Source organism: Paenibacillus sp. FSL L8-0638 (assembly GCF_038593075.1).
Classification (GTDB): domain Bacteria; phylum Bacillota; class Bacilli; order Paenibacillales; family Paenibacillaceae; genus Paenibacillus; species Paenibacillus polymyxa_D.
The window spans coordinates 5,883,970-5,896,093 of record NZ_CP151960.1 but is presented as its reverse complement, the minus strand read 5'-3'; the positions used below and the strand labels follow the sequence as shown (position 1 = coordinate 5,896,093).

Annotated in this window: 12 protein-coding genes; 11 read left to right on the top strand and 1 reads right to left on the bottom strand. The window is 44.6% G+C overall.

Annotated elements, in window-relative coordinates:
* Positions 1 to 1,073: 1,073 nt before the first annotated feature.
* The 11 genes from rpmH to MKY35_RS26315 all read left to right on the top strand — a co-directional run bounded on the left by rpmH (position 1,074) and on the right by MKY35_RS26315 (position 11,485).
* Positions 1,074 to 1,208: a 50S ribosomal protein L34 gene (rpmH, locus tag MKY35_RS26365; protein ID WP_007433250.1), complete on the top strand. Its 135-nt coding sequence runs from the start codon at positions 1,074 to 1,076 to the stop codon at positions 1,206 to 1,208.
* Positions 1,209 to 1,471: 263 nt separating this feature from the next.
* The gene (gene rnpA / locus MKY35_RS26360; protein ID WP_029518974.1) at positions 1,472 to 1,822 is read left to right on the top strand and encodes a ribonuclease P protein component; all 351 of its coding nucleotides are present in this window, start codon (positions 1,472 to 1,474) and stop codon (positions 1,820 to 1,822) included.
* 71 nt (positions 1,823 to 1,893) lie between these two features.
* Positions 1,894 to 2,760: a YidC/Oxa1 family membrane protein insertase gene (locus MKY35_RS26355; RefSeq protein WP_029518972.1), complete on the top strand. Its 867-nt coding sequence runs from the start codon at positions 1,894 to 1,896 to the stop codon at positions 2,758 to 2,760.
* Positions 2,757 to 3,518: an RNA-binding cell elongation regulator Jag/EloR gene (gene jag, locus MKY35_RS26350; protein WP_342445263.1), complete on the top strand. Its 762-nt coding sequence runs from the start codon at positions 2,757 to 2,759 to the stop codon at positions 3,516 to 3,518. The genes MKY35_RS26355 and jag overlap by 4 nt, the downstream gene beginning before the upstream one ends.
* Positions 3,519 to 3,646: 128 nt before the next feature.
* Positions 3,647 to 5,023 (top strand): tRNA uridine-5-carboxymethylaminomethyl(34) synthesis GTPase MnmE, encoded by a 1,377-nt coding sequence (mnmE, locus tag MKY35_RS26345; protein WP_342445262.1) that lies wholly within the window; start codon positions 3,647 to 3,649, stop codon positions 5,021 to 5,023.
* A 97-nt stretch (positions 5,024 to 5,120) separates the two neighbouring features.
* Entirely contained in the window at positions 5,121 to 7,010 is a 1,890-nt protein-coding gene (gene mnmG / locus MKY35_RS26340) for a tRNA uridine-5-carboxymethylaminomethyl(34) synthesis enzyme MnmG (RefSeq protein ID WP_342445261.1), read from the top strand.
* A complete protein-coding gene (rsmG, locus tag MKY35_RS26335) occupies positions 7,010 to 7,732 on the top strand; it encodes a 16S rRNA (guanine(527)-N(7))-methyltransferase RsmG (protein WP_307350538.1) in 723 nt (240 codons plus the stop codon). Before mnmG ends, rsmG begins: the two co-directional genes overlap by 1 nt.
* A 431-nt stretch (positions 7,733 to 8,163) precedes the next feature.
* Positions 8,164 to 8,982: a nucleoid occlusion protein gene (noc, locus tag MKY35_RS26330; protein ID WP_029518966.1), complete on the top strand. Its 819-nt coding sequence runs from the start codon at positions 8,164 to 8,166 to the stop codon at positions 8,980 to 8,982.
* A 186-nt stretch (positions 8,983 to 9,168) separates the two neighbouring features.
* Positions 9,169 to 9,930, top strand: coding sequence for an AAA family ATPase (locus MKY35_RS26325; RefSeq protein ID WP_023991152.1), 762 nt, complete (start codon positions 9,169 to 9,171; stop codon positions 9,928 to 9,930).
* On the top strand, positions 9,923 to 10,765 hold the full coding sequence (locus MKY35_RS26320; RefSeq protein WP_342445260.1) for a ParB/RepB/Spo0J family partition protein: 843 nt from the start codon (positions 9,923 to 9,925) through the stop codon (positions 10,763 to 10,765). Before MKY35_RS26325 ends, MKY35_RS26320 begins: the two co-directional genes overlap by 8 nt.
* Before the next feature lie 198 nt (positions 10,766 to 10,963).
* On the top strand, positions 10,964 to 11,485 hold the full coding sequence (locus MKY35_RS26315; protein WP_165145430.1) for a DUF4446 family protein: 522 nt from the start codon (positions 10,964 to 10,966) through the stop codon (positions 11,483 to 11,485).
* On the opposite strand, the gene yyaC is transcribed toward MKY35_RS26315, so the two are convergent.
* Positions 11,439 to 12,044, bottom strand: a complete 606-nt coding sequence (yyaC, locus tag MKY35_RS26310; RefSeq protein WP_025723135.1) for a spore protease YyaC — start codon at positions 12,042 to 12,044, stop codon at positions 11,439 to 11,441. The two genes, MKY35_RS26315 and yyaC, sit on opposite strands and share 47 nt — an antisense overlap.
* Between the last annotated feature and the right edge of the window lie 80 nt (positions 12,045 to 12,124).

Genomic DNA, 12,124 nt, shown 5'->3' with positions numbered 1-12,124 from the left:
AGACGTCACTCCTTTTAAATCCTGACATTTTACCGAATTAAGCTGCAGAGAGCTGCTCTCGGCGCTTCGGCAAAACGCCTAAAATCACAAAAATGTTGTTGAAGGCCATAAAAAGACATACCGCCGCCTAAAACATGCGGCAGTGTGGTGAGAGAACGCAGCACAAAATGACCCTGAAAAATAGCAAATGGAAATTCCGCTGCTGACCAGCAGAAGAAAGGCGATATTTCTCAGGAGGGAATGTGCGGCACGATCCGTTCTCTTGATCCCGCAGGCCAAAACGGGACTGCAATATGTCGAAATCTAATGAAAAATGTAGAATATATCCCCAGAATCCCGAATCCGCACAAAAATAAAAAGATGGATAAATTGAACTTGTTCACAACTTTATCCACAGGGTGTTGATAATATGGAGGGTAAAACAACATATTCACATTCAAAAGTAATATCATCATAGCAAAAGAAGCCTTGTATTTCAATGACTCGTGGTTATTTATCCACAAATTCAATCTGTTGTGTACAATTTTTATTCACAACACAAGATATTGTTTATAATTTGTTCAGTTTTCGACAATAACTCTTTTTCGCTCTAAAATGTTATGCACAGGTTATGACCATTTAAATCACAATTCAGTTCTTTTTGTGAATCTGTGTATAATTGCCGTTGCCTTTTGGTCACAGAGGCTTATTTTTCTGTTGAAAATTTCCGGTAACGTTTCCGACAATATTTTTGAACGAACCTGATAACGTCGATCTGAAAATAGGATGGATTCAAGTTACAGAATGAATAAATGTAAAAAGGACAGTTTGGAAGGAGTGAAAACTACAAATAGAATGCTGATAATGGAGGAAAGACGAAAGGAATTTTATGAAATAAGGGAATAAAAGAGTGAAGTGAGTCAGCGGGGTAAAGAGGAGGAGGCTTCCTGAAGGGGAAAAAGAGGAAGAGGGTTTATAAGTACATTGACTTTGACCGCTATTTGTGGTTAAATGTACAAAGGTGTTTTTTGTGGAGATTGCTATGTTAGGTATATTCCATATAAAACGTATTCCTTGTAAGGAGGTGCAGCACAATGAGACCGACTTTCAGACCGAATGTCAGCAAACGTAAAAAAGTTCACGGCTTCCGTAAAAGAATGAGCACGAAGAATGGCCGTAAAGTTTTGGCAGCTCGTCGCCAAAAAGGTAGAAAAGTATTGAGTGCGTAATGCGTGCATAAAGACCACTACGGTGGTCTTTTTTTTCATAATTGAGGTATTCAGGGATGCGATCCCTTCTTCTTTTGTTGTAAAAATGTAGTGAAAGAAGAGGGAGAAGCCCAGCATCCTGTCCTATATTAGATGAAGCTTTTGAAAACGGATATAAAATAAGCGAGATTACCATGTTGGAATGTTGTCCATACTTCTTACTATATAAAAGGTAAAGGTTAGCTTACCGACATGTGTAAAAGAGATGAGCAAGGAGAAGCGCCGTGCAAAAAAAATTGCGTCTACGAAACCGGGCGGACTTTGGGCGCGTATACCGCCATGGCAAATCTTTTGCCAACCATCAGTTTGTGGTGTACTGGTTCCGCCGCAGAGAGGTAGAGCAGTTCCGCGTCGGAATTTCGGCCAGCAAGAAGATCGGCAATGCAGTAGTTCGCAACCGGATGCGCAGAATCGTTAAGGAAATTGTGCGCCATCATGAGCATGAATTGGTGGAGCAGATTGATCTGATTTTTATCGTTCGTAAGGGTGCGGTTACTAAGTCGTATCAAGAGCTGGAGAAAAGCGTGCTGCACGTTCTACGCAAAGCCTCGCTGCTCAAGTCTTCACGCCGATAGTCAGTATCTTTGTCCTACAGGATATGGTATGATTTACGTTGGAATGGATTGGTTAAGAAAGGGGTTATGAAGTGTCGCGTTTGAAGACTCAACGGGGAAAATGGTTCCTCCTGATTGCCTTATTGGCACTTGTTGCTGTGCTGTCCGGATGTGCCCAGACGGCCCACAATTCTTACACGACGGCAGACTTGGCCAATGGATCAGTTTGGCAAAGATATGTCGTTTACTGGTTTTCGTATGCGCTAGATACATTTGCCCAATGGTTCTCTGGAGAGTATGGCCTGGCCGTACTGGTTCTGGTGATTATCGTGCGAACCATTATTTTGCCGCTTACACTCAAGCAAGTACGTAGTTCCAAAGCTATGCAGGCCATTCAGCCGCAATTAAAAGAAATTCAAGCGAAGTACAAGGATACGCCTGAGAAAGTCCAGCAAGAGACGATGAAGTTGTTCCAGGAAAACAAGGTCAACCCGATGGCTGGCTGTCTTCCTTTGGTAGTACAGATGCCCATTTTCATCGCGCTTTATAATGCCATTTATTATAACTCGGCATTGCGGGATCATGACTTCTTGTGGCTCCAGTTAGGTAAACCGGATCACTTGTTTATCCTGCCGATTTTGGCGGCGATTACGACATTTGTCCAAACTTGGATGATGATGAAAATGAATCCGACGCCGCAGCAAGGACCGATGCAATTTTTGCTGTACGTCTATCCGGTGCTGATTCTGTTCATGTCGTACAACTTCCCATCCGCTTTGCCGTTGTACTGGTTCTACAGTAATATTTACACGATCATTCAAAACTATTTCCTTTATCGGAATAAGGATAAAGAAGCAGCACTGGCAAATGTGAAAACAGCCAGTCTCGCGAAAACGGGTTCCTCCAATAGTAAGAAAAAAGGTGGCAAAAACACGAAGGGGGCTAAAAAGTCGAGATGACCAAAGTCGTGACATCAGGAAAAACCGTTGAAGATGCTGTAAGACAAGGACTCTCCCAGCTGGGAGTAAGCCGTGAACGGGTAACCGTAAGCGTGTTGGAACAGCCGTCAAAAGGATTCCTGGGGTGGCTCGGGGTCAAGAAGGCGAAGGTGGAGCTTACGCTGCTCTCTGAGCCGTCTCCTGAAACCACACACGCGGCTGAATTTCATGTATCGGCTCAAGCACCTTCTAGCGTGGGACGGGCTTTATCAGAAGAAACTGGGCCTGTTGCACAGGAAGCACAGATGAACATAGAAGCACCTTCGGGACATATAGATCCTTATGAAGAGGCGGTGCGTTTCATCCGTGAAACAGCAGCAGGAATGGGATTGGACGTTAAAGTTGATGTCCGCCACCGCAAGGATGAAAGTACACTGGATATCTCCGGTCCGTCGCTCGGTATGTTGATCGGCCGCAGAGGACAGACATTGGATGCATTGCAGTACCTGACGAATATCGTTGCCAACCGTCATTCTGACAAATTCATCCGAATTGTGCTGGATGCCGAGCAATTTCGTGCACGTCGGCAAAAAACGCTAGAGGATTTGGCAGATCGGTTGGCGAACCAGGCTATTCGTTATGGCAAGGAAGTGGTGCTGGAGCCAATGCCGTCACAGGAGCGGAAGCTGATTCACGCCAAGCTCCAACAGCATGCGCTGGTTAGAACATACAGCAAGGGGGACGAGCCCAATCGGCGCGTCGTCATTGCTAAAAAATAATCCGACGCAATGGCTCTCTGCAAGATGCAGAAGCCATTGCTTTTTTTCTTATATTTCTCGCTGAAACGGCTGCCGTCCTTGATGAAGGACGGCAATGTCGTTTCTACTTGATAGGAGGTAGAAACTTTATGCTGAGCGATACTATAGCTGCCATTGCAACGGCTGTCGGCGAGGGCGGTATTGCGGTTGTACGGGTCAGCGGGCCAGATGCGGTCCCGGAAGTGGAGGCTTTGTTTCGTAGTAAAACGCCTCTAAGCAAAGCTCAAACTCACACGGTACATTATGGACATATTATAGATCCCCAAAGCCAGGAAAAGGTGGAGGAAGTTTTAGTTACAGTAATGCGGGCGCCACGCTCTTTTACGACAGAAGATGTCGTAGAAATCAGCACTCATGGCGGAGTCGTAGCCGTCAAACGGGTGATGGATTTACTATTGCTGCAAAATATACGTCTGGCTGAGCCAGGGGAATTTACGAAACGTGCTTTTCTGAATGGTCGTATTGACCTAAGTCAGGCGGAGGGTGTCATTGACTTAATTCGCTCCAAATCAGATAAAGCTTTTTCGGTGGCTTTGAAGCAGGTAGATGGACAGCTGTCCCAGAATATTCGTCGCTTGCGTCATGTTTTGGTGGAGACACTTGCTCATATTGAAGTGAACATTGATTATCCTGAGCATGATGTTGAATCTTTTACATCTGATTTAATCAAGGATAAAAGCAGTCAGGTCATGATGGAAATTGATCGGCTGCTGCATATGGCGGAGCAGGGAAAGATTTTGCGTGAAGGGTTGACCACAGCGATTGTTGGAAGACCAAATGTGGGGAAATCATCACTGTTGAACACATTGGCTCAGGGCGAGCGGGCCATTGTGACCGATATTCCGGGCACAACCCGTGACGTTATTGAGGAATATGTGACAATTAATAATATTCCACTCAAGTTGCTGGATACAGCTGGGATTCGTGAAACGATGGATGTTGTGGAACGGATTGGAGTAGAACGTTCGAGAACGGCGGTTAGTGAAGCAGATCTGCTACTCATCGTCATTAACGCCAACGAACCACTGCATGAGGATGAAATGGCATTAATGGAACAAATCCGCGGTAGACAAGCGATTGTCATTATGAATAAAATGGACTTACCGGCCCAAGTAGACCGGGATTTGTTGCTGCGTTATGTTCCTGAAGAGCTTATCGTACCGATGTCTGTGAAGGAAAATGAGGGAGCGGACCGACTGGAGCAGGCTATATCCAAGTTATTCTTTAGCGGCAAGCTGGAATCAGCGGATATGACATATGTCAGCAACGTACGGCATATTGCTTTGTTGAAGAAGGCGCGCCAATCGCTGGTAGATGCCTATGAAGCTGCTGATCAATTTGTTCCGATCGACATGATCCAGATTGATGTAAGGCTGGCATGGGAGCATTTGGGTGAGATTGTAGGCGATACTGCGCATGATGCGCTAATAGACCAAATATTTTCACAATTTTGTCTAGGCAAATAGAACATTTAAGCATGGCTGATATAAGCCTGCTATCGTTATAGATATACAAGAGCATATTCGGCGTGAAGACCGAAATGTATAAGGAGGTAAGAAAGGTATGGGTTACCAAGGAGGCGACTATGACGTGATTGTCGTAGGCGCGGGCCATGCAGGTGTAGAATCGGCCTTGGCAGCAGCACGGATGGGCTGTCGCACGTTGATGATCACAATTAACCTGGATATGGTCGCGTTCATGCCCTGCAACCCGTCTATTGGCGGTCCTGCAAAAGGGCATGTGGTGCGAGAAATTGATGCACTGGGCGGCGAAATGGGTCGGAATATAGACAAGACATTTATCCAAATGAGAATGTTAAATACTGGTAAAGGTCCGGCGGTTCATGCATTGCGTGCACAAGCAGACAAGTTCTCTTATCAGCATGCGATGAAGGAAACGATGGAAAAGGAACCGAATTTGACCTTACGCCAAGGTATGGTTGAAGAACTGATTATGGAAGATGGTCATTGCGTAGGTGTAATCACGAAGACGGGCACAGAGTATCGAAGTAAAGCAGTTGTCCTGACCACAGGCACTTATCTGCGCGGGAAAATCATTATGGGCGAGCTAATGTATGAGAGTGGTCCGAACAATCAACAGCCTTCGTTGAGATTGTCTGAGCATTTGAGAGAGCTGGGTTTTGATCTGGTTCGATTTAAGACAGGAACGCCACCACGTGTGCATAAGGACACGATTGATTTTAGCAAAACGGAAATACAACCGGGTGATGATCAACCGAAGTTCTTTTCCTATGAAACGAAGTCTTCGGATAATGAACAGCTTCCTTGCTGGCTGACATATACTTCAGTAGAAACACATCAGATTATTAATGATAATTTGCACCGTGCGCCTATGTTCTCTGGTCTGATTGAAGGAACGGGACCACGATATTGCCCATCTATTGAAGATAAAGTGGTACGCTTCAGTGATAAGCCTAAGCACCAAATCTTTTTGGAGCCTGAAGGTAAAAACACATCTGAATACTATGTTCAGGGCTTGTCGACCAGCTTGCCAGAGGATGTACAATTAGCTGTACTGCGTTCGATTCCGGGGATGGAAAAGGTAGAGATGATGCGTAACGGCTATGCTATTGAATATGATGCAATGGTACCTACGCAGTTATGGCCTACTTTGGAAACGAAGAAAGTCCCAGGCTTGTTCACAGCAGGTCAGATTAACGGTACTTCCGGTTACGAAGAAGCTGCGGGTCAAGGAATTATGGCAGGGATTAACGCAGCTCGTAAGGTGCAGGGCAAAGAGCCTGTCATATTGGACCGTTCGCAAGGCTACATCGGGGTCCTGATTGACGATCTGGTGACGAAGGGGACGAATGAGCCATATCGCTTGCTGACGTCACGTGCAGAATACCGTCTGTTGTTGCGTCATGATAACGCTGATCTGCGATTGACTCCGATTGGGCATGATATTGGCCTAATTACGGATGAACGATACGAGCGCTTTTTGGATAAAAAGCAAAAGGTAGATCAAGAGATTGAACGTTTGCGCTTGGCGAAGGTTCGTCCGGTTGATATCAATGAGATGCTGGAGCAAGGCGGATCTGCACCGATACAGGATGGTAGTAATTTGTTAACGGTGCTGCGTCGACCAGAGATCAGTTATGCGCAAGTAGCACAAATCTCACCTTCACCTATAGCTCTTACTGAGGAAGAACAGGAGCAGGTGGAAATCCAAATTAAGTATGCGGGCTACATTGAAAAGCAATTGATGCATGTGGAGCGTCTGCAAAAGATGGAGAAGAAGAAGCTTCCAGAGGATATTGTATACAATGAAGTTCAAGGACTGGCCATTGAAGCCAAGCAGAAACTTGAAAAGATCCGTCCGATGTCGATTGGTCAGGCATCCCGTATTTCGGGTGTAACCCCTGCGGATATTTCCATTTTGCTGGTTTATCTGGAGCATTATAACCGCGTAACAGCAGCAAGGGGATCATAATGGACGCGATACAACAGCAATTTAAGCAGCGGCTGGCAGAGCATAGTATTGTGATTAATGACAGTCAGTTAGAGCAGTTTGAAGCATATTACCGTGTGCTGGTTGAGTGGAATGAAAAAATGAACCTGACAGGTATTACTGAGCGCGATGCAGTGTACACCAAGCATTTTTATGATTCTCTTTCCCTGGCTTTTTATGTTCCGTTAAAAGATGTGGGAAGCCTGGCTGATATTGGGTCAGGTGCAGGTTTTCCAGGTATTCCTTTGAAAATATGCTTTCCGCAGATTCAGTTGACTATTGTAGATTCGTTGAACAAACGTATACAGTTCTTGGCCCATGTAGTAGAGCAGTTGGGCTTGGAAAATGTTGAACTGGTTCACAGCAGGGCAGAGGAATTGGGGCGTAAACCAGGATACCGCGATAGCTATGATCTAGTGACAGCCAGAGCGGTTGCTCGTCTCGCCGTATTGAATGAATTTTGTTTGCCGTTTGTCCGTGAAGGAGGGCACTTTGCGGCGATGAAGGGCAATGACCCTACCGAGGAAATCAAGGAAGCTTCTTACAGTTTGAAAGAGCTAAAGGGAAAAATCAAACATGTTCAGGCCTTCCAGTTACCTGTTGAAGATGCAGCCAGACATATGATTATTATTGAGAAAAGAGCGGCGACACCACGGAAATATCCGCGTAAGCCGGGTACTCCTTTGAAGGCGCCGTTAGTGTAAATGTTTGAAAGAAAGTGAATGTTTCACGTGAAACATTCACTTTTTTATGGCTGATAGACTCTTTACATAAAAGCCTCTTTGTTAACATGTGTTCTTGTTTACATTTGGGGAGGAAGATGAATAGATAGTTATCATAGAGGATGCATAATTTATTCTCTGATCCTTCCGAAAAGCTGGTAGAGACGATAGGATTATGGCTGGAAAAGTGATAGAATAGAGATAATCGTTTTAATGTAAGTTGACTGCTCCTGTACCCATGAATTCAGATATACATATAGGGGAGTGGGACAACAAATGTCGGGTGAGTACGTGGAGTGTACCCGCTTACGGCGCTGTTTCATATAGAAGGGTCTACGATCCGCGTAAGGAACTGTTTTTCACGAAGCGCTGTTAGTATGGTGCTATTATGAAATTAGGTGGTATTATACGGAATGAAAGAACAATTTTCCAAGCTATTTGGTTTGACGGAGCGATCTACTGGGGACGAAATAAAACAAATTCCAGTTCGGGATATTGTCAGCAGTCCTTATCAGCCCCGTACCATATTTGACGACGAGAAGATTGATGAGCTATGCCAGACCATTAAGACGCATGGTGTAATTCAACCGATTGTCGTTCGTTTCCGTAATGGGCAATATGAGATTATAGCAGGGGAACGTCGTTGGAGAGCTGTCACCAAGCTGGGTATGGAATCTATTCCAGCTATTGTTCGTGAGTTTAATGATTCACAAGCTGCATCCATCGCGTTGATTGAAAATCTTCAACGGGAAGGGTTAACTGCGATTGAAGAGGCTGTAGCTTACCAAAAGCTGATTGATCTACATCAGCTCACCCAGGAAAGCCTCGCTCAACGACTTGGCAAAAGCCAATCCACTATTGCTAACAAGATACGGCTACTTCATCTACCGGAGAGAGTGAAAGAGGCTCTAATGGAACGGAAGGTATCCGAGCGTCATGCTCGTGCATTATTGTCATTAGAGACTGAAGAACTACAGTACAAGGTTTTAGATGAAGTCATTGCCAAGGAACTCAATGTGAAGCAGACAGAGGCAAGAGTTGCCTTTTATAAACAAGTATCCACTAATAAGAAATCGAAGCGGATTTCCTTTACCAAGGATGTCCGGCTTGCGCTGAATACGATTCGTCAATCCATTGATATGGTGTCTGGCTCAGGCTTGGATATCAAAACCAAGGAATCTGATCATGAGGATCACTATGAGATTGTCATTCAAATTCCCAAACGTAAGTAAGGGATGAAGCGTACAGGCGGCAGCAATTGCCGCTTTTTCTGTCTAACGCCGAATAAAACCGCAGCATACTCAATTCTATTCTGAAATTGCCGTTATCCGTAAGTTAAGGACTAAGTAACGTCTCCATAGAGCGTTTTGTAGTTATGGAGTGTAGCAGGATTCCGATTAAATTATGAGGTGAATGAAGTGTCAAAAATAATAGCCGTAGCCAATCAAAAGGGCGGAGTAGGCAAAACAACTACTTCCGTTAATTTGGGCGCCGGACTTGCTTCCCTCGGCAAAAGGGTATTGCTCGTGGATATCGACCCGCAAGGTAATACAACCAGCGGTGTGGGTATCAATAAGGCGGACGTGGCAAATTGCATTTACGATGTACTCATTAACGAGGTTGATCCTAGCGAAGCTATTGTGAGTACACAGGTTGAGGGATTAGATATTATTCCGGCAACCATTCAGTTGGCAGGCGCGGAAATTGAACTGGTGCCGACCATTTCTCGCGAATTGAGATTAAAAAGATCGCTTCAACTTGTTAAGCATAATTATGATTATATATTAATTGATTGCCCGCCATCGCTGGGTATTTTGACGCTTAATTCATTGACGGCTTCCGATTCAGTCATTATTCCAATCCAGTGTGAATATTACGCATTAGAAGGATTAAGTCAATTGTTGAATACCGTGCGATTAGTGCAAAAACATCTGAACACCTCATTGCAAATTGAAGGTGTGTTGTTAACCATGTTTGATGCCCGCACGAACTTGGGTATTCAGGTGATTGAAGAAGTGAAAAAGTATTTTCAAAGCAAGGTTTATCAGACGATTATTCCACGCAATGTGAGACTCAGCGAAGCACCATCACATGGCCAGTCCATTATTACGTATGATCCCCGTTCCCGTGGGGCAGAGGTATATATTGAGTTGGCAAAGGAAGTGGTATCTTATGAGTAAACGGTTGGGAAAAGGACTTGATGCACTCATTCCCTCCCTTACGGTCAATGAAGAGGATAAGGTTGTTGACATTCCGCTGAGCCAGTTGCGTGCGAACCCGTACCAGCCTCGCAAAACGTTTGATGAAGAGTCCATTAAGGAATTAGCCGAGTCCATTCGTCAGCACGGTGTTATCCAACCTATTATTGCACGTAGTGTATTGCGAGGATATGAAATCATAGCCGGGGAAAGACGATTTCGGGCATCTCAATTTTGTGGGAATCCGACGATACCTGTGGTTGTTCGTAATTTTACGGATCAGCAGGTGATGGAGATTGCTCTGATTGAGAATTTGCAGCGTGAGAATTTGAATGCTATGGAAGTAGCAGTAGCTTATCAGGGATTAATGGATCAATTTTCTTTAACTCAGGAAGAGTTGTCCATGAAAGTGGGAAAATCACGCTCTCATATTGCCAATTTCCTTCGCTTGCTCGCATTACCTGAAGAAGTTAAAGATCATGTTTCACGTGGAACATTGTCTATGGGACATGCTAGAGCTATTGTTGGCCTCAAAGATCCAGACATGGTGAAACAGTTAGCACAACAATGTATTGAACAGCAGTGGAGTGTTCGTGAGCTGGAGGAAGCTGTACAGCAGTTGGATCATAAGCCTGGTGAGGCGACAGCCAAAGCAAAGGTACGAAAAAAGGACCCCTATATTGACCATATGGAAGAGTCCTTGCGTGAACGCTTTAAAACAACTGTGAAGATCAAGCACAATAAAGATAAAGGCAAAATTGAATTGAATTATTACAGTCAGCAGGATTTGGAAAGATTACTGGAGCTATTACAGTAGTTTGTTGAAATATGGACATGTCTCCTTGAGCAAAATGGAAAGTGAGATATGTCTTTGCTTTGTCTGGAATTGCAGGAATTAGAATGGTTTTGATGGATAAACTAATAGCCTTGTGTTATTTGTTTCGCTGTTCTCAAACGTATAAAATATAAGTATGCAGTAATATGATTTTTGGGGTAGAGGAGTAGAAGCAAGCATATGGCTGAATTGAATGGACTAATCATGGAACAGCTTGCCGGAATCGTTGCAGGGATCGTGCTTATTTTGCTCATCCTGTTGATTGTTATTATTGTGCAGGGTGCAAAGCTGAAGAAGATGCGGCGAAAGTATGAAACCATGATGGCAGGCAGTGGTGTCGAGAATTTGGAAACACTGTTGATTGATTTGAAGGTACAGATGGATACGATTGAGGATGAGCAGGAAACCCATCGTGCAAGTATGAAATCACTACGTAGTAAACTGACAGGCTTGAAGGGACATATAGGCATCAAACGCTATAATGCCTTTGGTGAGAGAGGAAGCGATTTAAGCTTCTCTCTGGCTATTGTAGACGACAATCAGGATGGTATGGTATTAACCGGCATTTATAACCGAGATGGCTCATATGTGTATGCCAAGCCTCTAGAAGCGGGACAGTCCACCTATTCCTTATCACCTGAAGAAAAAGAAGCCGTCACTCTTGCGCAGCAAGCAGGACAGAACGGTAGTGCCACTCCTTAATCGCGGAGTATAGGCTGCCAGCAATGATATCTGATAATTTCATTACCAAATTTAGTCTCGTATTTTGCAGCACGAAGTATTCCATGAAGCCGCCGACGTTAACGATACCAGTCAAATGGATATCGCCGACCGGCGGTAATTCTTTATTTACACCTGCTCCAGGCTTGAGAGGACCATCTGAAACCTGAATGCATCCAACGCTGGAGGTTTGTCCAAGACATGCATCTATACCAATGATATAAGGCTGTTCATATCGGGCTTGTATGCCGTTCAGTGTCGTTTGCAGGTTCATGGCATGTACAGGCTCCTCTAATGTACCGTATAGGTTAAACAGAGGGCTTTTGTAGCGTGATAAATGCGTACCTACGAGCGGACCCAGACAATCTCCAGTAGAACGGTCAGTGCCGATGCAAATAATGACGATATTTTGCAGACTCGGTGCCTGATGCAGATGGAACAGTAGACGATGGATGATGGCTGATTGGATCCCGGGATCTGTGTGTGATATTTTTAAACTTAGGGGTTCTTGCCCCGGAATGAAGTCAGATGGATGAGTCATGGAATCTTCCTTTCGCTCTGTAGTGGAGTGTGAAGGTTACGCTCGCAGTACCTTGAGATAACAATTAGCCTGCGGGTAAC